Origin of the sequence: Stenotrophomonas sp. GD04024 (assembly GCF_029837545.1) — a bacterium.
In the GTDB taxonomy this organism is placed as follows: Bacteria; Pseudomonadota; Gammaproteobacteria; order Xanthomonadales; family Xanthomonadaceae; genus Stenotrophomonas; species Stenotrophomonas forensis.
In genome coordinates this window covers 36,345-56,303 of record NZ_JAOEDV010000025.1, presented here as the reverse complement: position 1 = coordinate 56,303, position 19,959 = coordinate 36,345, and the positions used below count along the sequence as shown (strand labels likewise).

Sequence of the window (19,959 nt, the reverse complement as noted above, 5' to 3'; positions counted from 1 at the left end):
GCGCCAGCGGAAGAAGCAAGCCACCTGCATCACCAGCATCGCCAGCAACCCCAGCGGCCACGCCCACCACAGCCCGGCCAGCCCATGCCGCGCCTGCAACCACATCGCCAACGGCAGCTCCAGCAGCAGCACCGCCGACATGCCCAGCAGCGCCGGCAGCAGCACGGTGCCGCTGCCGCGCATCACCCCAACCAGCACCCCGGCAACCCCCATTGCCAGCACGCCCCAGACCACCGTGCGCAGCTGCAGCGCGGCCAGTTCGCGCACCTCCGGCGCCGCCAGGATCAGGCCGCTCAGCCAGGGCGCCAATGCCATCACCAGCATCACCACCGCGGCCAGCAACGCCAGCCCCAGCAGCACGCCGGTGCGGGCGATGGCCGGCAACCGCGCCGCACGCCCCGCGCCCATCGCGTGGGCCGCAAGGATGGTGGCGGTGATGCCCAGCGACATGGCTGGCAACTGCACCCAGCTCATCAACTGGTTGACCGCACCGTAGGCCGCCGTGGCCGTGTAGCCGTAGCGGTTGATCCAGCCCAGCAACACGATCTCGGCAATGGCCAGGCTGAACATCTGCAGCGAAGACGGTACGCCGATGCGCAGCATCGAGCGGATCAGCCCCCCATCGAAGCGGATGGCGCGCAGCAGATCATGGCCCGGTGCCAGCGGGTGCGCCAGACGATGCCAGCGCCACAGCAACCAGACCAGGGCCAGCAGCGAAGCGAACACCGCCGAGACCGCTGCACTGGCCGCCCCCAGCCGCGGCAGGCCGGCCCAACCCAGGATCATCAGCGGCGTGCAGAACAGGCCCACTGTTGTGGCCAGCAGCAGCGCATGCAACGGCGTCTTCGCATCGCCCACCGCGCGGCTTACGGCGGTCGCCAGCCACAGCAGGAAGAAGGCCGGCGCCCCCAGCAACAGCACGCGCGCATAGGCGATGGCCTCGTCCAGGATCGGTGCCGGCGTACCCAGTGCTGCCAGCAGCTGCGGCGCGAAGAGGCCGCCCACCGCCATCACCAGCACCGACAACGACAGCACCAGTGCCACCGCGCTGCCTGCCACCGCTCGCGCCTGGTGTGGCCGGCCGGCGCCCCAGGCCTGGCCGATCAGCACCATCGCACCGGTCGCAAGGCCCATCACCAACGCCAGCAGCAGGAAGAAGGCCGGGAAGAATGCGGCGGCGGCGGCCACGGCCTGGGTGCCAAGCAGGTGCCCCAGATAGATGTTGTCCAGTGTGCCTGCGGCCAGCTGCAGCGCATTGGTCAGCAGCATCGGAAGCAGCAGGGTCAGATAGGTGCGCCACAGCGGTGGGGCGACCGGCGGAATCGAAGGTGCAGGAATGGTCATCGGCGTCTTTGGGGAAAGCGCTGCCCTGCCGGGCGTTTCAGCCAGCAAAGAGCGCGCACGAAAGGAACGGGCCGTGGCCCGCGATCAGGTGAAGCGCTCGCTCAGCGAGCGCGGGGTGTCAGCCGTCGGCAGTGCCGGCAGGGTCATCGAACGCCAGGCGCAGGGCATGCGTGCGCACGTCGTCGGGCCACGCATGCAATGCCGTTTCAAAACCCGCGCGGTCATGCGCGAACAGGAGGCGGATGGCGTCCTCGAAGCCCGGCAGGTCGCCGCCGATGGTCTGCAGGAAGTGATAGGCACGCTCGCTGTCCCGGCGCTGCCGATCCCTGTCCGCGCCGGCACGGCTGGCCGATTCCACCAGCCTGCGCAGCACCACCGAGGCCCCGCCCGGCTGTTCGGCCAGCCACGCCCAATGGCGCGGCAGCAGTGTCACTTCGCGGGCAACCACGCCCAGCTTGGGTCGACCGCGGCCGCGTGGGATTGCAGGTGTATCGTCGAACGGGGTTTCCGGATCCGCTTCCACGGCCGGCGGGAACGCCTCGGCCACCCGCGCCAGCAGCTGCGCATCCGTGCCGCGCGTATCGAAATCGCGGGTGCGGCCGGTGGCGTTGTCGAACACCAGCAGCGGACCGGCGGCGTTGTCGGCGCGCAGCTGTTTCAGCGCCAACGCGGCGACTTCCGGGGTACCGGACGCCACCAGGCGATGGCCGTCGAAACAGCTGAACGGAGGAAGTCGGGACGCAGGCATGGCAAGGGCACCGGAGGCGATGCGCAAATATTGCCCGGGTAATTTGTGACTGTCAATATTGTCCGGGTATTAATTGGCCGGAAGAGCGTGCCAACCAAGGTTGGCATCCACCAGAAGGGTTGGCACCCACCCGAAAGGTCGGCACCCACCCGATTCGCCGGGTTACAGCCGGCTGAAGGACCAGCTCACCATGCGGCCGTCCTTGTACGGCATCACGCCATGGAACGGGCGCGGGTCGGCATCGAACACCAGCGGCAGGAAATTGCGGTCGCCCTCCCACATCGGCAGCGTGTCCAGCTTGTCCAGCTCCACCCATTCCAGCGTGCCTTCATGGTTGCCACCGTGCGGAGTACCTTCGAAGCCATCGATGACGAACACGAAGCCGAGCCAATCCTCGCCGTGCTTGCCGAAGCCGGGCCAGCTGATGGTGCCGCGCAGGCGCATGCCGGTGCAGTCGATGCCGGCCTCCTCCTGGATCTCGCGGCGCATGCTCGCGGCCACGTCCTCGTCCGCTTCGATCTTGCCGCCCAGCCCGTTGTACTTGCCCAGGTGGTGGTCTCCCGGGCGGGTATTGCGGTGGATCATCAGCACCTGGCGACGATCAGGCGAAAGCACGTAGCCCAGGGTGGCGACGATCGGGGTGTACGGCATGGGGCAGCATCCAGCGGCAGGTCAGCCCCGGATTATGGCCGATCAGCGCACCAGCGACAGGCGGCGCTCGGTCGGCGTGCGGATGCCGTCGGAATCGCGACGCAGGGTGGCGACGCCGTGGCCGCGCTCGGCCAGGTATTCCAGCCACTTGCCGAGGAAGGTGTTCATCCGCATGCGGTGGCTGATCAGCTCTGCCGGCGGCGGATACAGGCCCATCGTGTCCTGCCAGCGGCGGCCGACGTAGCAGTGGGTGGTCTCGGCCTGGCGCGCGTCGCGGTACAGGCGCACATAGGCCGACGGATCGGGCTCGCCGGTGACCGGGTCGGCCAGGTCGTAGGTCAGGCGCAGTTCCACCGTGTAGCGGTGGCATTCGATCACGTCCAGGCGCACGTCCAGGCCATCACCCACCGAAGAGATGTAGCTGCCCGCAACCAGCTCGGCCGGCGCGAACAGGCGCACCAGGTGGCGGTAGTTTTCCGCGTATAGGCCCATGAGCCAGCTCAGCCGGCTCAGGCGGGGGATACGTTCGGTGCGGGGCGAGGCGTGGGCCATGGGTCGATCCTACACGTTGGTGCTTCAACGTGGGGGCGCACACGTGCAAGCCAACCCCTGGGTAGTGCCGGCCGCTGGCCGGCAGCCCTCCGTCGCGGCCGAGGGTTCATCAGCAAGCCGGCCAGCGGCCGGCTCTACCAGACCAGGATCAATACAGCTCGCGCTGCAGCCCCAGCGTAGCCAGCACCTTGCTGGAAATCTCCTCGATCGAGGTGTGGGTGGTGCTCAGGGTCGGAATGCGCTCCATCTGGAACATCACTTCGGCCGCGGCCACCTCGCGCTTGCAGGTATCCAGGTTGGCGTAGCGCGAATTCGGGCGCCGTTCCTGGCGGATCTGCTGCAGGCGGTCCGGGTCGATGGTCAGCCCGAACAGCTTGCGCCGGTAGTTGCGCAGGCGCGGCGGCAGGCGGTCGCTTTCCAGGTCTTCGTCGGTCAGCGGGTAGTTGGCCGCGCGCACGCCGTAATGCAGGGCCAGGTAGATGCAGGTGGGCGTCTTGCCGGCGCGCGACACCGCCACCAGGATCACGTCGGCATCGTCGTAGTTCACCGCGATGCCATCGTCATGGGTCAGGGCGAAGTTCATCGCGTTGATGCGGCGGTGGTAGGTGTCGAAATCGACCATGCCGTGGGCCTGGCCGACCCGCGCCAGGCGCGGGCTGGCCAGCTCGCGTTCCAGCGGCTCGATGAACGGTGCGAACACATCCAGCATCAGCGCCCCGCTGTCGGCCAGGATCAGGCTCAGGCTCTGGTCCACGCAGGAGTTCACCACGATCGGCCGGACCTGGTACCGCTCCCCTGCCGCCTGGATCCGGGCACAGGCTTCACGCGCCTTTTCGGGGTCGTCGACAAACGACATGCGGTCGGTAATGAAGCTGAACCCGGAGAACTGGGTCAGCAGGCTATGCCCAATGGTTTCAGCGGTGATACCGGTTCCATCGGAAACGTAGAACACCGGACGGATGGTCGACATGCGCGCTTTTACCCCCTACGAAGCCTAAAAAGGCCGTCAGCACAAGCTTGTGCCGACGGTGGTCTGCCCGGCATCATATCGGCTTCTTCCTACGGACGCGGCCATTCCAGCCCGCCTCGGGCGATGGCCAAACGGAGCATCGCGCTTGAACGAGAACATCCTGTGGTTGCACGAACTGCGTCTGGCCGACCTGGCCCGCGTAGGCGGCAAGAATTCGTCGCTGGGCGAGATGATCGGCAACCTTGCCGGTCTGGGCGTGTCGGTGCCGGGCGGTTATGCCACCACCGCTGAAGCCTTCAAGGACTTCATCGCGCACAACGACCTGTCCAAGCGCATCTTCGACAAGCTGGCCACGCTGGACGTCGAGGACGTCAACGCGCTGACCGCCGCGGGCAAGGAAATCCGCACCTGGGTGATCGATGCCCCGCTGCAGCCGCAGCTGGACCAGGACATCCGCACGGCCTACGCCCAGCTGAGCGCCGACAACGGCGGCGGCGACGTGGCCGTGGCCGTGCGCTCGTCGGCCACCGCCGAGGATCTGCCGGATGCGTCCTTCGCCGGCCAGCAGGAAACCTTCCTCAACGTCACCGGTGCCGACGATGTCGTGCACAAGGTCAAGGAAGTGTTCGCCTCGCTGTACAACGACCGTGCCATCGCCTACCGCGTGCACCACGGCTTCAAGCATGAAGACGTGTTCCTGTCGGCCGGCGTGCAGCTGATGGTGCGTTCGGGCGTCGGTTCCTCCGGCGTGCTGTTCACCCTGGACACCGAGTCCGGCTTCCGCGATGTGGTGTTCGTCACCTCTTCGTTCGGCCTGGGCGAGATGGTCGTGCAGGGTGCGGTCAACCCGGACGAGTACTACGTCTACAAGCCCACCCTGCAGGCCGGCAAGCCGGCGATCCTGCGCCGCTCGCTCGGCAGCAAGGCGATCCGCATGGTGTATTCGGATGTCCCCGGCGAGCGCGTCAGGATCGAGGACACCCCGGCCGAACTGCGCAACACCTTCTCGATCAGCGACGAGGACGTGCAGGAACTGTCCAAGCAGGCCCTGGTCATCGAAAAGCACTACGGCCGCCCGATGGACATCGAGTGGGCCAAGGACGGTGTCAGCGGCAAGCTGTTCATCGTGCAGGCGCGCCCGGAAACGGTGAAGTCGCGCAGCCACGCGACCCAGATCGAGCGCTTCGCGCTGACCGAGAAGGGCGGCAACGTGCTGGCCGAGGGCCGCGCCGTCGGCGCCAAGATCGGTTCGGGCGTGGCCCGCGTGGTCAAGACGCTGGACGACATGAACCGCGTGCAGCCGGGCGACGTGCTGATCGCCGACATGACCGACCCCGACTGGGAGCCGGTGATGAAGCGCGCCTCGGCCATCGTCACCAACCGCGGTGGCCGCACCTGCCACGCCGCGATCATCGCGCGCGAACTGGGCGTGCCGGCCGTGGTCGGTTCGGGCAACGCGACCAAGGTCATCGAAGATGGCCAGCTGGTCACCGTCAGCTGCGCTGAAGGTGATACCGGCTTCATCTACGAAGGCAAGCTCGGCTTCGAACGCACCACCACCGATCTGGGCAACATGCCACCGGCACCGCTGAAGATCATGATGAACGTGGCCAACCCGGAACGTGCCTTCGACTTCGGCCAGCTGCCGAACGCCGGCATCGGCCTGGCCCGCCTGGAAATGATCATCGCCAGCCACATCGGCATCCACCCGAACGCGCTGCTGGAGTACGACCGCCAGGACGCGGCGACCAAGAAGAAGATCGACGAGAAGATCGCCGGTTACGGTGATCCGGTCAGCTTCTACGTGGACCGCCTGGCCGAAGGCATCGCCACCCTCACCGCTTCGGTCGCACCGAACGCCGTGATCGTGCGCCTGTCGGACTTCAAGTCCAACGAGTACGCCAACCTGATCGGCGGCAGCAACTACGAGCCGCACGAAGAGAACCCGATGATCGGCTTCCGCGGCGCCAGCCGTTACGTCGACCCGAGCTTCTCGGCCGCCTTCGCGCTGGAGTGCAAGGCCGTGCTGCGCGTGCGCAACGAAATGGGCCTGGACAACCTGTGGGTCATGATTCCGTTCGTGCGCACCCTGGAAGAAGGCCGCAAGGTCATCGAGGTGCTGGAACAGAACGGCCTGAAGCAGGGCGAGAACGGCCTGAAGATCATCATGATGTGCGAAGTGCCGTCCAACGCACTGCTCGCCGATGAGTTCCTGGAGATCTTTGACGGCTTCTCGATCGGCTCCAACGACCTGACCCAGCTCAGCCTGGGCCTGGACCGCGATTCGTCGATCGTCGCGCACCTGTTCGACGAACGTAACCCGGCAGTGAAGAAGCTGCTGTCGATGGCGATCAAGTCGGCACGTGCCAAGGGCAAGTACGTCGGCATCTGCGGCCAGGGCCCGTCCGACCATCCGGATCTGGCCGAATGGCTGATGCAAGAAGGCATCGAGTCGGTGTCGCTGAACCCGGACACCGTCGTTGATACCTGGCTGCGCCTGGCCAAGCTGAAGGCCAACGGCTGATGCCCTGAAGGCCGCAGGCTGACGTCGTGTTCATCGGCGTCGGCCCATACTGCTGCTGCACGCAAGCCCCGCCTCTGCGGGGCTTCGTGTTTCTGGCGTCCACGCACGCCCTGCCCCGCGCAGACTTCCCCCGCAGCAAAGGACTTCCGCATGATCGCCGCCGCAGCGCCCGCCCCCGCCGCAACGCCCTGGTTCCATTCGCTCGACTGGGAGCGCCTGCTGGAAACCTACGGTGTGCCGTTACTGGCCGCCATTGTCGTGCTGCTGGTCGGCATGTGGGTGGCGCGACGCCTGTCCAATGCGATGCCGCGCGCCACCGCGCGCATGGGCGTTGACCCGATGCTGGGCAGCTTCCTGCGCAACGTGGTGTACGCCGCATCGCTGGTGATCGTGGTGGTGCTGGCGATCGGCACGCTGGGCGTGCAGATCACCCCGCTGCTGGCCGTACTCGGCACCGCTGGCCTGGCCGTGGGTCTGGCACTGAAGGACTCGCTGTCCAACATCGCATCGGGCGTGATGCTGGTGACGCTACGCCCGTTCCGGGTCGGCGATGTGGTGACCGTGGCCGGGCAGACCGGCACCGTGCGCGAAGTGCGCATCTTCCAGACCGTCATCACCGGCGCGGACAACCAGCACACCACCATTCCCAACACGCTGATCACCGCCGCGCCGATCATCAACCTCACCGCCGAGCCGACGCGCCGCGTCGAACTGGTGGTCGGCATCGGTTACGAGGACAACATCCAGCTGGCGCGCGACACCGCGCTGGCACTGATGAAGGCCGATCCGCGCGTGCTGCAGACGCCGGTACCGGACGTGGTGGTGTACGAGCTGGGCGCGCACGCCATCAACCTCGGCATCCGCTGCTACGTGAAGTCGGCCGACTGGTTCGGCACCAAGGTCACGCTGCTGGAACAGCTCAAGCTGGGCTTCGACAAGGCCGGCATCAACATTCCGTACCCGCAGCAGGACATGCACCTGTACCTGCATGGCAAGGATGGCGGCGTGGTCGAGGCCGATGCACTGGTGCGCGACAAGCCCTGACGCACAACGGTAGTGCCGGCCGCTGGCCGGCATCACCACAGGCAGCACCGGGAATGCCGGCCAGCCGCCGGCACTATCAGGAACCGCGCAGACCGGCCATCGGCGTCAGGCCTCGACGGCCGCTTCCAGCGCCGGGTAATCGGTAAAGCCGACCGCACCACCGCCGAAGAACGTCGCCCGGTCCGGTGGGTTCAATTCGGCACCCGCGCGCAGGCGCTCGGGCAGATCCGGATTGGCGATGAACGGCCGGCCGAAGCCGATCAGGTCGGCCCAGCCCTCGGACAGCGCCTGCTCGGCGCGCTCGGTGGTGTACTTGCCGGCATAGATCAGCGTGCCCGGGTAGACCATGCGCAGCGCCTGCTTGAACGCGACTGGCATCAGCGGCGCATCATCCCAGTCGGCCTCGGCGATATGCAGGTAGCCCACGCCAAGTTCGCCCAGCAGGTGCGCGGCCGCCAGGTAAGTCGCCTGCGGCGTATCGTCCACCGCGCCCTGCAGGGTGGTCAGCGGCGCCAGGCGCACGCCGACGCGCTCACCACCGGCCACCGCCACCACCGCCTGCACCACCTCGCGCAGGAAGCGCAGCCGGTTCTGCAATGCCCCGCCGTAGCCGTCGGTGCGCTGGTTGGCCTGCGAGTCGATGAACTGGTTGATCAGGTAGCCATTGGCGCCGTGCAGTTCGACGCCATCAAAGCCGGCAGCGAGGGCATTGCGGGTGGCCTGCGCGTAGTCGGCGATGATGCCCGGAATCTCATCCTCGGCCAGCGCGCGCGGCATCGAATGCTGGATCATTTCGCCCACGCCGGCCTCGGGGCCTGCGCCGGTCGGGTCGACGAACACCTTCACGCCTTCGGCCAGCAACGCTGAGGAAGACACCGGCGCCACGCCCCCGGGCTGCAGGGCCACGTGCGAAACCCGGCCGACGTGCCACAGCTGCGCGTAGATGCGACCACCGGCCGCATGCACGGCATCAGTCACCTGGCGCCAGCCCTGCACCTGCTCATCGCTGTGGATGCCGGGCGTCCAGGCATAACCCTGGCCCTGCGGGCTGATCTGGGTACCTTCGCTGACGATCAGGCCGGCGCTGGCACGCTGCGCGTAGTAGGCGGCCATTTCGGCGGTAGCGACATTGCCGCCCGTTGCACGCGAGCGTGTCATCGGCGGCATCACGATGCGGTTGGGCAGGGTCAGGGCGCCCAGGCGGTGGGGGGTGAACAGCATGGCGGCAATCTCTTGCGGGGGGAGTACCGGCAAGGATGGGGATGGAGCCCGCAGCACAACAGGCGCATCGTGGCAAAACAGTTGTGCCCGGCAGGCAAGGATGGCCTGGCCTGGGGTCGGATCCCTTTGCGACGCAAAGGGCTCTGCCCCCCGAGCCGGTTACAGCGTCGGCTCGATCAACACGCCACCGTGCGCCACCCGGTCGTAGCAGGCGCGCACCACGTCTTCGCCGTACTTGCGTTCCAGCCGGCGCACGATGAAATGGCCGCGCGCCATGTCCTGGTAGTAATCGGTGAACATGGTGTTGAGCGTTGCACCGGCTGCCGCACCCACGATCGGCACCGCCTGTGCGGCGAACTTTTCGGTGACCACCACGCCGAAACGGGCGGCCACCTTCTCCACTATCTTCGCCAGCAGCTTGCCGGCTTCCTTCGGTGCCACGCCCAGGGTCAGGTCGCGCCCCGTCACCACGCGCCCGGCCAGTTCGGCCGACAGGTGCCGCATCACGTCGGTGGTGAAGCCGCGGGCCAGGTAGTAACCGGTCTCACTGGCGTCATCGCGTGGCGAGTTGCCGCCCAGCGCGAACACCTCCAGGCAGGCCTGGCGGGTACTGAACTCGGACAGGTCAAAGCCCTCGCTGCGGGCCACGTCGGCCACCGCGCGCATCATGATGGTGGTCGACACCGGCAGCTCGATGAACAGTGCAGCGAAGCCAAAGGCCCCGCCAACCGCACCCGAGGTCGCCGCTGCCAGCTTGTGCCAGCGCGTGGAGGCGCCCTTGCCGGGGCTGTTGTCCATGCTCCACAGCGCCGCCTGCGCCGACTTGGACAGCGCCGCCTGCACCGCGCCATGGATACGGCCGGAGACCGCCTTGGGCAGCGCCTTCACCGCGAATTCCAGCGGCGTGCCGACCAGGTTGGCCATGCGCGCGGTCAGGGTCGGCGCTTCCAGCAGGGTTACCGCCCGCTGCAGGTCGGACCAGTCGCGGGCATCGTGGGCGATGTCGCGGGGGAGCAGGATGGGCTCGTTCATGGCGCCGATCTTAGCGCCAGGGAGTTGAACGGAGGGTAGTGCCGGCCGCTGGCCGGCAACCTGATACACGTCACGAAGGCCGCTGAATTGCCGGCCAGCGGCCGGCACTACCAGTTCGCGTGTCACCCGGTAGCGCCGGGCCATGCCCGGTGGCGTCGTTCAAGCAGTCGGCAGGCCCGACAGCGCGCCCATGAACTGGCGGTAGTGGCGCAGCTCGGCGATCGAGTCGTGCACATCGCTCAGCGCGGTATGGTTGCTGTTCTTGCCGACCCCGGCGGCCACGGTCGGCGCCCAGCGCTTGGCCAGTTCCTTCACCGTGGACACGTCCAGGTTGCGGTAATGGAAGTACTTCTCCAGGCGCGGCATCTGGCGGTGCAGGAAGCGGCGGTCCTGGCAGATGGAGTTGCCGCACATCGGCGACAGGCCGGCCGGAATCCACTGCGCCAGGAAGTTCACCGTCTGCGCCTCGGCCTGGCCAAGCGTGGTGGTGCTGTCCACCACACGCTGCCACAGGCCCGAACGGCGGTGCTGGTTGCGGTTCCACTCATCCATCGCCTCCAGAGTTTCCACCGGGTGATGAATGGCGAACTCCGGCCCTTCGGCCAGCACATTGAGCTGGGCATCGGTGACCACGGTGGCAATCTCGATGATCGAATCGTTATCGGTATCCAGCCCGGTCATTTCCAGGTCGATCCAGATCAGTCGTTCGTTGGCCGCGCCGTTGTCCGCCATTGTGTCGCCTCGTTGCTGGGCAGGCGCGCGGCCTACCGGATAGGGAAAGAGGCGCCCATCATACCCGTTCGCCGTTCAGCCCTCGTCGGCGTGGCCTTCCAGCAGCAGCGGCGGCTTGCCCCGCTTGGCACGGAAATAATTGGTCAGGCGCGTGCTGGCTTCCTTGGCCAGCACACCGCCGTGGATCTCGACGCGGTGATTGTGGCGGGCGTCGCCGAGCAGATCGAACACGCTGCCACACGCCCCGGTCTTGGGGTCGCTGGCCCCGTAGACCAGGCGCGAGACGCGCGCATGCACGATCGCCATCGCGCACATCGCACACGGCTCCAGGGTCACGTACAGGGTGCTGCCAAGCAGCCGGTGATTGGCCAGCAGCCTGCCCCCTGCCCGCATGGCCACGATCTCGGCGTGCGCGCTGGGATCGTGCGAGGCGATGTTGAGATTCCAGCCCTCGCCCAGCAGCTGGCCATCGGCGCCGACCAGCACCGCCCCGACCGGAATCTCGTCGAACTCGCGCTGCGCGCGTTCGGCCAGCGCCAGTGCATGGCGCATCCAGTGCTCATCGGCGTCGTGCACCGGTACACCCAGGGTGTCGGTCATGGCGGTTCTCGCGTCGTTGCTGGGCCAGGATGGCCGCCGGGGCGCTAGTGTACGCCCCGGCTCGTGCAGGCGTCGCTAACGCGCGTCGAAGCGATCGCGGGCCGCATCCAGTGCGGGGAAGTTGTGCTCGGCCCAACGGTCCAGCGCAGCCAGCGTGTCGACCAGGCTGCGCGCGACCTCGGTCAGCCGGTACTCCACGTGCAGCGGCTTGCTGCCCCGGTCGCAGCGCTCGACCAGGCCGTTGCGCTCCAGTTGCCGCAGGGTCTGGGTCAGTACTTTCTGCGAGAGGCCTTCGATCTTCCGCAGCAGCGCGCCATTGCGCATCGGGCCCTGTGCCAAGGCAGGCAACAGCAGCATCACCCACTTGCCGGAGATCAGCGCCAACGCATCGCGCGCCGAGCAGTCCGCCGCATAGACATCGCCGGGAAAGGGCATGGTTACCTCAAGGTGCGTAATTGCCGGGGTGCGCCGGCCTCGCGAGGATGGTCGCACACTCCATCACGCCCTTTCCGCATGCATGCCCTGATCCTGCTGGCCCATCCCGAACCGCGCTCGTTCAATGCCCATCTGGCTGCCCAGGCAACCGAGCAGCTGCAACATGAAGGCCTGCAGGTGGACATGATCGACCTGTACGCGGATGCCTTCGACCCGCTGGAAGCGGCCCGTCACCATCCGCAGCGCCTGCAGCCCGGCCACTTCGATGCGCAGCGCGAGCAGCGGCACAGCGCCGAACAGGGACAGCTGCCGGCTGAGGTGCAGCGCCACCTGCGCCTGCTGCAGGCCACCGACCTGCTGATCCTGCAGTTTCCGCTGTGGTGGTTCGCGGCGCCGGCCATGCTGAAGGGCTGGCTGGATCGCGTGCTGGTCTACGGACCGATCTACAACAGCCGGCAGCGCCACGAGCACGGCATGATGCGCGGCAAGCGAGCGTTGCTGAGCGTCACCACCGGCTCATCGGCGCGGGCATGCGCGGTGGACGGCCGCGAGGGCGACACCCGTCTGCTGCTGTGGCCGTTGATGTACAGCCTGCGCTACGTCGGCTTCGAGGTGATGGAGCCGCACGTGGTGCATGGTGTGCGTTCCGGGCTTCCGCCCGAACGTGTGCAGGCACACGATGCCGCGCTGGAGGCCGCCACCGGCAACTACCGTGAACGGCTGGCGCACTGGCAACAATGGCCGAGCGTGCCGTTCAACAACAGCGAGGACTTCGAGGAGGGCGTCGTGCTTCGTGCGGACGCAACCGCGTTGAGCCCCTTCATCCGCCATCGCAACGGGGAATGAATCCACGCCTGCAGCCATCGCCCGGAATCTGCATACTGCACATTCTTCCAAAGCACCTTGGTGACCCATGACCACCCTGCGCCCCTCGCGCGCCGACGACGGCGCCGCCCTCGTCGACCTGTGGCGTCGCGCCGTCGACGCCACCCACGACTTCCTCAGCGCCGAAGACCGCCAGGCCATCGATGCAGAAGTGGCCGGTTTCCTGCCGCAGGCGCCGATGACCGTCGCCGCTGATGCACAGGACCGCCCGCTGGGCTTCATGCTGATCGACGGCAGCCACTTGGAAGCACTGTTCATCGACCCGGACGTGCGTGGCACCGGCATCGGCCGGCAGCTGCTGCAGCATGCACTGGCCCTGCAGCCGCAGCTGAGCACCGACGTCAACGCGCAGAACGCGCAGGCCGTGGGTTTCTACCGGCGCATGGGCTTTGTCGAAACCGGACGCTCACCTGTGGATTCGCAGGGGCGCCCGTATCCGCTGATCCATCTGCGACACAGCGGCTGACATCGTCCGGCAGCCGCCGCGTGCTAGCGTGGCCGCTTCGAATCGAGGAATGCCGCGCATGGATGGTGCAAAAGCCCTGTTGACCCTGTTCGCGCTGGGCATCAGCCTGGTCTGGATCCTGGTGCCGTTCGCCATCTTCGCCGTGCGCAACCTGTTGCGCGAGGTGCTGGTCGAGCAGCGCCGCACCAACGAACTGCTCGAGCATATCGGCGGCTACCGCATTCCCAGGCCGCAACCCGAACCGACCGCCTGGCGCGCGCCCTGAGCAGGAGCGCGCCAGGCCCGGCTCAGGAGGTGGCCTCGAATGCCGGTGAGTACTGCACCTCGCCCTGCGCCATCGGTGGGCGCAGGCAGAGGGCCTGGAAATACTCCGCAGGCACGCCCGGCAGTATCAGGCCTGGTTCGGCGCGGAAACCGAAGCGCCCGTAATAGCCCGGTTCGCCCAGCAACACGCAGCCCCGTGCTCCCTGCTGGCGCAGGGCTTCAAGCGCGGCATGCATCAACGCCGCACCGATGCCCTGCCCTTGCCATCCAGGCAATACCGAGATCGGACCGAGGCCGAACCAGCCGCTGCTGCCATCGCTGACCGCCACCGGCGAAATCGCGACATGGCCAACCCGCTCGCCATCGACCTCTGCCACCAGCGAAACCGCCAGCTCGCCGCGCGCGCGCAGTGCATCGACGATGAAGTGTTCGGTGTGGCTGCTGTGCTCGGCGGTAGCGAAGGCTGCGGCTGTCAGCGCATGGATGGCGGCGATGTCGGCCGCGGCTTCATTGCGGAGGGTGTAGTTCAAGGGGCACCTCGATCGATGCGGCGCACCCGGACAGCGGGTACGCGGTGAGGGAAAAGGATTGCCATGGCGTGCATCAGCGATTGTCCAGCTGCGGGCGCACCGCAACCAGTCCGGCGCGGTTGATGCGGTAGGGACGACCGTCATGCGAACTGATCAGGCGCTTGTTCTTCAGCTTCTTGAAGACGGCCAGCGTGCAATCGCTCAGCAACAGGCCTTCACGATTGAAGCATTCAACGCTGCGGACACGGCCGGAGCCGTCGCGGCTGAAGGCAATGCAGCCGCCCTGGGCGAGAACGTGCAACGTCCTCTGCTCCGCTCGGGAGATATTCATGGGAAGAGAGATCCTGCGTAATCGGAAATGCGGACGACACGGGCTGCCAACGGCACCCGGCCAGGGGAACACGCATTCGATAACCACTCCCGGCAGACACACGGGAAGGGTTATCCGATGACGGCAATCTCCAACATGAAAAACCACACTCGGCAGGCGCCTGCGTGCTGCAGGCACGCGCACGTTACCCAGCCGCCTGCGGCGGGTCAACCTCGGCACTACCGCGATTGGGCGATAATTTATCTTTCATCCGCAGGAGCCGACGATGGTCTGGGCAGCATCGGCGCGCATCCGCCAGCACCCACTGGACCTCAACGTAAAGCTCGCCGACATCGCCATCCGCGCCGACTGTAGCCGGTGGACGCGGCACACACGTCGATGGCGCTGCTCAGCGTACGCGAGGGGTGCTGGCCGAAGGGGAGGCACAGATGGCACCGATGCAACCCGGGCACCACCGGTCAAACGCTGATTCTTGGCCATGGGCACTGATCACTGCTGCGGTGCAGCAGTACAATGGGCGGCTCCCCGTCCCCATCGCGCCCCCGCATGAGCCCCAACTCTTCCCTGGCTGCGCGGCTGACGCCCCGTCAGCGCACCCTGATCATTCTCGCCCTGTCATTGGGCGGCTTCGCCATCGGCACCAGCGAGTTCGCCAGCATGGGCCTGATGCTGGAGATCAACCGGGGCCTGTCGATCTCTGAAACCCAGGTCGGTCACCTGATCAGCGCCTACGCCATCGGCGTGGTGGTCGGTGCGCCGATCCTGGCGTTCGTCGGCGCCAGTTTCCCGCGCCGCAAGCTGTTGTTGGCGCTGATGGGCTTCTATGCCGTCGGCAACCTGGCCAGCGCGCTGGCGCCGAACTACGCCACCATGCTGCTGGCGCGCTTCGTCGCCGGCCTGCCGCATGGCGCCTACTTCGGCGTGGCGATGCTGGTGGCTGCGGCGATCAGCCCCGCCGGCCAGCGTGGCCAGGCGATGTCGCGCGTGCTGCTCGGCCTGTCGATCGCGATCCTGGTCGGCAATCCGCTGACCACCTGGCTGGGCCAGCAGCTGAGCTGGCGCACCGCCTTCGCCCTGGTCAGCCTGCTGGCCATCGCCACCGTGGTGATGATCGCGCGCTTCCTGCTGCCCGATCCGGACGAGGTGCGTACCTCGCCGATGCGCGAACTGCGCGCCTTCAACACCACCCAGGTGTGGCTGGCGCTGGCGATCGGTGCGGTCGGTTTCGCCGGTATGTTCTGTGTGTTCACCTACCTGGCACCGACCCTGGTGCAGGTCACCGGCGTGGCCGAATCGTGGATGCCGCTGGCGGTGGGCGTGTTCGGCATCGGCGCGATCATCGGCAACATCGCCGGTGGCTGGCTGGTGGACAAGTTCCACTTCAAGGCCGCCGCCGTGGTGTTGCTGTGGTCGATCGTGATGCTGTTGCTGTATCCGCTGGCGGCACAGTCGGTGTGGACGATCGGCCCGATGATCATCACTGTCGGCACCATGGGCGCGCTGGCGGCGGTGCTGCAGACCCGCCTGATGGACGTGGCCGGCGAAGCACAGACGCTTGCCGCCGCTTCCAACCATGCCGCGTTCAATACCGCCAATGCCCTGGGCCCCTGGCTGGGCGGCATGGCGATCAGCGCCGGCTTCAGCCCGGCCAGCACCGGCTACGTCGGCGCCGCCACCGCCCTCGGCGGCCTGCTGCTGTGGGGTGTGGCGGTGATGCTGGACAGGAAGCGCAAGCACGCCGTCGCCGGCAGCCACTGAGCATCGCGCCGGGTCGTCAGTCGCTGCCGTTGCGGCGGCGGCGGCCCGGTCGCAGCAACGCACCATCGCCGGCTGCCAGCGTGGGCCGTGCCAGTTCGCCACGCTGTACGCGGTCCAGTACCCGCCGTGAATTGGCCGCGCAATCAATGCCGTCCGGCCGCGCCTGGATATCCTCGATCAAGGCCAGCAGGTGCGCCCGGCTCTGCGCAAGGCGCAGTTGCAGCGCCTCGATATCGGCCACCTTCCGCCGCAGCATCGTGATCAGCGCATCGTGCTGCCACTGGCCCATGTCCGGCGGCAGCAGCGCACGGATCTCTTCCAGGCTGAAGCCGGCGCGCTGCGCGCCGATGATCAGCTCCAGCAGCAGTACCGCCTGCTCCGGGTAGTCGCGGTAGCCGTTGGCCTGGCGCTGCACCACCAGCAGCCCGGCATCCTCGTAGAAGCGGATGCGCGACGCGGCCAGTCCCGTCCGCCGCGCCAGTTCACCGATCTTCATGGGCCTGAATCCTCGACATCGGCATCGGTTGACCTTCAATCAAACTTGAAGGTTAGCGTAGCGCTATTCCCCTGTCCCGGAGCTGTCCGATGTCCCTGTTCTCGCCGCTGGCCCTGCCTTCGGGCGCCGTCATCCACAACCGCATCGCCAAGGCCGCGATGGAGGAAAACATGGCCGACGCCGACCACGCGCCCTCGCCTGCGCTGTTGCAGCTTTATCAGCGCTGGGCCGACGGCGGCGCCGGGCTGATCATCACCGGCAATGTGATGGTCGATGGCCGTGCCATGACCGGACCAGGCGGTGTGGTGCTGGAAGACGATCGCCATCTTGATCGCTTCATCGCCTGGGCGGACACGGCCCGCGCGCGCGGCGTGCAGATGTGGATGCAGATCAACCACCCCGGGCGGCAGATGCCGGCCGCGCTCGGCCAACCGGCGCTGGCGCCTTCAGCGGTGCCGCTGCAGATGGGGGCGTTGTCCAGCCAGTTCGCACCGCCGCGGGCGATGACCGGGGCCGACATCGAAGAGGTGATCGCCCGCTTCATCCGCAGTGCCGAGCTGGCCGAGCGCGCTGGCTTCAGCGGGGTGGAGATCCACGCCGCACACGGCTATCTGCTCAGCCAGTTCCTGTCACCGCTCTCCAACCGCCGCGAGGACCGTTGGGGTGGCAGCCTGCAGAACCGCGCGCGCCTGTTGCTTGAGATCGTGCAAGGGGTGCGCGCTGCGGTGTCGCCCACGTTCGCGGTGGCGGTGAAGCTCAATTCCGCCGACTTCCAGCGTGGCGGCTTCTCGCCGGAGGACGCGCGCGCGGTGGTGGAGATGCTGGCGCCGCTGGGTGTGGATCTGGTCGAACTGTCCGGTGGCAGCTACGAAGCACCGGCCATGACCGGCGCCGCGCGCGATGAACGCAGCCTCGCACGCGAAGCCTATTTCCTCGAGTTCGCACGCGAGATCGCCACAGTGGCGACGATGCCGCTGATGGTCACCGGCGGTATCCGCCGCCACGCGGTGGCTGAGCAGGTGCTGGAGAGCGGTGTTGCGATGGTGGGCATCGCCACCGCGCTGGCGATCGAACCGGACCTGCCCAAACACTGGCAGCAGGGGCACGACGCGGGGCCGATGCTGCGCATCATTGATTGGCGCAGCAAGCCGCTGGCGGCCAGCGCACACATGGCGGCGGTGAAGTACCAGCTGGGTCGGCTGAGCCGGTGCCGCCCCACCGCGCCCGGCGTCTCACCGCTGTGGGCGCTGCTGCTGGCGCAGGCAGCGGGCAGGTGCCGGACCCGTCGCTACAGGCGCTGGATCGCCGCACGCGCAGGCAGCCGCTGAACAGGCAGGCTTCTCATCGCGGCGGCGATGCTCCACCATCTGCGTGATCGGCGGCAATCCGCTCCCGATCACAGCAGGCACAAGGAACCCACGTGGCAGCCGCACCGACCAGGAACCGCGAAAAACTGCTCGATGACCTGCTCTCGCTCGGCCGCAACTGGGCACTGGCGATTGCCATTGCCGGTGCGGGGGCGGCGGTCCATTACAGCGAAACGGTGTACGAGGCCGGCCTCTGGCGCGGGCTGCTGCCCACGCTGTGCTTCCTGGTCGCCATCATCTGGATCGTGCTCAGCATCATCCGCTTCGACCTGACCCTCCAGCAGCACTTCGAGCGCAAGCGCACGCGCTGGCTCAGCCGCCTGCTGTACGTCGTGCTGTTGGGCACCGGCATCACGGCGGTGTTCTTCGTCACCGAACTGGCGGCCAGCAATCACATCGCGCGGATGTGCGATTCGGTCGCCAACGAACCGGCAAGCCGCATCTACCGGTCGAGCGAATGCCAGCGCCTGTACCAGCATCGCGCGGCGTACCGGAAGCGACTGGAATCGGCCGAGGGCGAGTTCGACTGAGCGCCTGGCGGGCCGCTGTGCAGCACCGGACGCACGGGATGCAATCCGGCGGAAGCCGGCCGACGCGTAGGAAAATTGCGAATTCCACCGTCAGGTAGTTGCCCGCCCATGCGGAGTCACCGATAGTTCTGTGCGATTTAACACGTCAGGTGACGCAGCGCAGCTGCACGCAAAGGGAATTGCATGGATCGCACCACCATCACGGAAGGCCCGAGCCTTCTGACCCGGAACAGCACCCGGATCACAGTATCGCTCGCGCTGGCGCTCATCCTCCAACTGCTGGCTGTGGCGCCCGCGCAGTCGGCCGGGCGTGATATCCGTTATGTGGACACGGCCAGCGCGTTGGTTCGCCTGCAACCGGAAGGCACCGTCAGTGAAACAGTCAGCCGCGGTACGGCCGTCATCGTCAACCGGATCGATCGCGGGTGGGCAAACATCGATACGGACCGTCATTCAGGGCACTGGATCTCTGCCAGTCTGCTGTGCAGTGGCGCAGGCTGCTGGAATCGATCAGCCCCGTCCGTCGGCAACGCGCACGCGCTGCCAGCCGCTGCCGGAGCGCGCCTTGCGCCCGCCAGGGCGGCGCCCCGCGCATCCTCGTCCAGTGCGTACAGCTGCCCCTGCTCGGCACGCTACAACTGTACTGGCCCTCGCGGGGGGCAGTACTGCATCACCTCGGGGGGCAACAAGCGCTATCGATGAACAGGGGGCACGTCCGAGCCCTCGCCATGAACACATTGCGTGGATATCGTTTTCGACAGAGTGTGGACAACGCCCTGTTGTCTCCCGCACCGGAACGGCCATGCTCCCCCACTCCCGCCCCACCCGCCACGATGCCATCGCCCTGCAGGCGGGCGTGCTCGGCAGCGTGCTGGCGCTGGGGTTGTTCAAGGCCATCGCCCTGTCGGCGCTGGCGAGCGGCTCGCTGCTGGTGATCGGCATTTGGCTGCTGGCCTGCACTCTGCTGGCGGCGTGGGCCCTGGCGGCGTGCCTGGCCTGCCTGGCGCTGAGCCGGCGCGTATTCGTGCTGATGCTGGTGCTGTGCAGCCTGCTGCTGATCTGCGTCGCCTGATGCGGCGCGCCGACCATCGCGGCGACCAGGGAGAGGCGCCGCAACAGCCGCGTCCGCTTGACCCGCTGCATGCACACAGCTGACCGCGCCGTCACTGCCTTTGGGCAACGATACGCCATGCGCCCCTGCCGAGATGTCCATGCCCGACTCGATCCACCCCGTCATCCGCGCCTTCGAGGCAGTGTTCAACCTGTCCGGCGGCGTCGAGCGCATTACTGCGCTGACCATCACCTGCCGGCACTGCGCCGAAACCACTTCGGCCAGCGAACACAGCCTGCTGCAGCTGCCGGGGGGCGCCCTGTTCCGCTGCGAACGCTGCGGTTGCCACCAGCAGGTCAGCCATGCACGGGTGGCCGATTGGCAGCTCCCCACGCTGCTGGGTGTATGAGCATGTGATGTGCCGATGC

At 67.3% G+C, this 19,959-nt stretch carries 24 protein-coding genes; 11 read left to right on the top strand and 13 right to left on the bottom strand.

Annotated elements, in window-relative coordinates:
• The 5 genes from N7590_RS10655 to N7590_RS10635 all read right to left on the bottom strand — a co-directional run.
• The coding region (locus N7590_RS10655) for an MATE family efflux transporter (protein WP_279935473.1) at positions 1-1,344 on the bottom strand (1,344 nt) is incomplete at its 3' end.
• Positions 1,345-1,462: 118 nt separating this feature from the next.
• Complete coding sequence (locus N7590_RS10650; RefSeq protein ID WP_164241858.1) at positions 1,463-2,092, bottom strand: DUF2239 family protein; 630 nt, start codon at positions 2,090-2,092, stop codon at positions 1,463-1,465.
• Positions 2,093-2,254: 162 nt separating this feature from the next.
• Positions 2,255-2,743: an 8-oxo-dGTP diphosphatase gene (locus tag N7590_RS10645; RefSeq protein WP_053450141.1), complete on the bottom strand. Its 489-nt coding sequence runs from the start codon at positions 2,741-2,743 to the stop codon at positions 2,255-2,257.
• Positions 2,744-2,785: 42 nt separating this feature from the next.
• A complete protein-coding gene (locus N7590_RS10640) occupies positions 2,786-3,295 on the bottom strand; it encodes a DUF1249 domain-containing protein (RefSeq protein ID WP_053450142.1) in 510 nt (169 codons plus the stop codon).
• A gap of 148 nt (positions 3,296-3,443) precedes the next feature.
• Positions 3,444-4,265, bottom strand: coding sequence for a pyruvate, water dikinase regulatory protein (locus tag N7590_RS10635; RefSeq protein WP_006452040.1), 822 nt, complete (start codon positions 4,263-4,265; stop codon positions 3,444-3,446).
• A 145-nt stretch (positions 4,266-4,410) separates the two neighbouring features.
• On the opposite strand from N7590_RS10635, the gene ppsA reads away from it, so the two are divergent.
• Together ppsA and N7590_RS10625 are read left to right on the top strand one after the other, a co-directional pair.
• Positions 4,411-6,789, top strand: a complete 2,379-nt coding sequence (gene ppsA, locus N7590_RS10630; RefSeq protein ID WP_008267432.1) for a phosphoenolpyruvate synthase — start codon at positions 4,411-4,413, stop codon at positions 6,787-6,789.
• Between the two features lie 150 nt (positions 6,790-6,939).
• Positions 6,940-7,833, top strand: a complete 894-nt coding sequence (locus N7590_RS10625) for a mechanosensitive ion channel domain-containing protein (RefSeq protein WP_053511276.1) — start codon at positions 6,940-6,942, stop codon at positions 7,831-7,833.
• 105 nt (positions 7,834-7,938) lie between these two features.
• On the opposite strand, the gene N7590_RS10620 is transcribed toward N7590_RS10625, so the two are convergent.
• From N7590_RS10620 to N7590_RS10600, 5 genes are all read right to left on the bottom strand, one after another.
• Entirely contained in the window at positions 7,939-9,054 is a 1,116-nt protein-coding gene (locus N7590_RS10620) for an alkene reductase (RefSeq protein WP_164241859.1), read from the bottom strand.
• 159 nt (positions 9,055-9,213) lie between these two features.
• Entirely contained in the window at positions 9,214-10,086 is an 873-nt protein-coding gene (locus N7590_RS10615) for an EcsC family protein (protein ID WP_164241860.1), read from the bottom strand.
• 159 nt (positions 10,087-10,245) lie between these two features.
• Positions 10,246-10,818 carry an oligoribonuclease gene (gene orn, locus N7590_RS10610; RefSeq protein WP_008268480.1) on the bottom strand — a complete coding sequence of 191 codons (573 nt, stop codon included), beginning with the start codon at positions 10,816-10,818 and terminating at the stop codon, positions 10,246-10,248.
• Between the two features lie 75 nt (positions 10,819-10,893).
• Entirely contained in the window at positions 10,894-11,418 is a 525-nt protein-coding gene (tadA, locus tag N7590_RS10605; RefSeq protein ID WP_053450147.1) for a tRNA adenosine(34) deaminase TadA, read from the bottom strand.
• Between the two features lie 75 nt (positions 11,419-11,493).
• Entirely contained in the window at positions 11,494-11,853 is a 360-nt protein-coding gene (locus N7590_RS10600; RefSeq protein WP_053510287.1) for a helix-turn-helix domain-containing protein, read from the bottom strand.
• A 78-nt stretch (positions 11,854-11,931) separates the two neighbouring features.
• Between N7590_RS10600 and N7590_RS10595 the strand changes: the two genes are divergently transcribed.
• The 3 genes from N7590_RS10595 (at position 11,932) to N7590_RS10585 (ending at position 13,469) form a co-directional block, all read left to right on the top strand.
• Complete coding sequence (locus tag N7590_RS10595; RefSeq protein WP_164241862.1) at positions 11,932-12,699, top strand: NAD(P)H-dependent oxidoreductase; 768 nt, start codon at positions 11,932-11,934, stop codon at positions 12,697-12,699.
• A gap of 67 nt (positions 12,700-12,766) precedes the next feature.
• The gene (locus tag N7590_RS10590; RefSeq protein WP_164241863.1) at positions 12,767-13,204 is read left to right on the top strand and encodes an acetyltransferase; all 438 of its coding nucleotides are present in this window, start codon (positions 12,767-12,769) and stop codon (positions 13,202-13,204) included.
• Positions 13,205-13,262: 58 nt separating this feature from the next.
• Positions 13,263-13,469 (top strand): hypothetical protein, encoded by a 207-nt coding sequence (locus N7590_RS10585; protein WP_006452125.1) that lies wholly within the window; start codon positions 13,263-13,265, stop codon positions 13,467-13,469.
• Positions 13,470-13,491: 22 nt separating this feature from the next.
• Here N7590_RS10585 and N7590_RS10580 read toward each other — a convergent pair whose 3' ends face one another.
• Together N7590_RS10580 and N7590_RS10575 are read right to left on the bottom strand one after the other, a co-directional pair.
• Positions 13,492-13,998, bottom strand: coding sequence for an N-acetyltransferase (locus tag N7590_RS10580; protein ID WP_053510293.1), 507 nt, complete (start codon positions 13,996-13,998; stop codon positions 13,492-13,494).
• Positions 13,999-14,071: 73 nt separating this feature from the next.
• Positions 14,072-14,329 carry a YjhX family toxin gene (locus tag N7590_RS10575; protein ID WP_040007459.1) on the bottom strand — a complete coding sequence of 86 codons (258 nt, stop codon included), beginning with the start codon at positions 14,327-14,329 and terminating at the stop codon, positions 14,072-14,074.
• Between the two features lie 546 nt (positions 14,330-14,875).
• On the opposite strand from N7590_RS10575, the gene N7590_RS10570 reads away from it, so the two are divergent.
• The gene (locus N7590_RS10570; RefSeq protein ID WP_164241864.1) at positions 14,876-16,087 is read left to right on the top strand and encodes an MFS transporter; all 1,212 of its coding nucleotides are present in this window, start codon (positions 14,876-14,878) and stop codon (positions 16,085-16,087) included.
• A gap of 16 nt (positions 16,088-16,103) precedes the next feature.
• Here the strand turns inward: N7590_RS10570 and N7590_RS10565 are convergent, their stop codons facing one another.
• Positions 16,104-16,583, bottom strand: coding sequence for a MerR family transcriptional regulator (locus N7590_RS10565; protein ID WP_164241865.1), 480 nt, complete (start codon positions 16,581-16,583; stop codon positions 16,104-16,106).
• Between the two features lie 89 nt (positions 16,584-16,672).
• On the opposite strand from N7590_RS10565, the gene N7590_RS10560 reads away from it, so the two are divergent.
• From N7590_RS10560 to N7590_RS10540, 5 genes are all read left to right on the top strand, one after another.
• Complete coding sequence (locus N7590_RS10560) at positions 16,673-17,911, top strand: NADH:flavin oxidoreductase/NADH oxidase family protein (protein WP_164241866.1); 1,239 nt, start codon at positions 16,673-16,675, stop codon at positions 17,909-17,911.
• A gap of 92 nt (positions 17,912-18,003) precedes the next feature.
• Positions 18,004-18,480, top strand: a complete 477-nt coding sequence (locus N7590_RS10555) for a hypothetical protein (protein WP_053510300.1) — start codon at positions 18,004-18,006, stop codon at positions 18,478-18,480.
• A gap of 183 nt (positions 18,481-18,663) precedes the next feature.
• On the top strand, positions 18,664-19,182 hold the full coding sequence (locus N7590_RS10550) for a hypothetical protein (protein WP_164241867.1): 519 nt from the start codon (positions 18,664-18,666) through the stop codon (positions 19,180-19,182).
• 100 nt (positions 19,183-19,282) lie between these two features.
• Complete coding sequence (locus tag N7590_RS10545) at positions 19,283-19,552, top strand: hypothetical protein (RefSeq protein WP_049458653.1); 270 nt, start codon at positions 19,283-19,285, stop codon at positions 19,550-19,552.
• A gap of 139 nt (positions 19,553-19,691) precedes the next feature.
• On the top strand, positions 19,692-19,940 hold the full coding sequence (locus N7590_RS10540) for a hypothetical protein (protein WP_049458780.1): 249 nt from the start codon (positions 19,692-19,694) through the stop codon (positions 19,938-19,940).
• Positions 19,941-19,959: the final 19 nt, after the last annotated feature.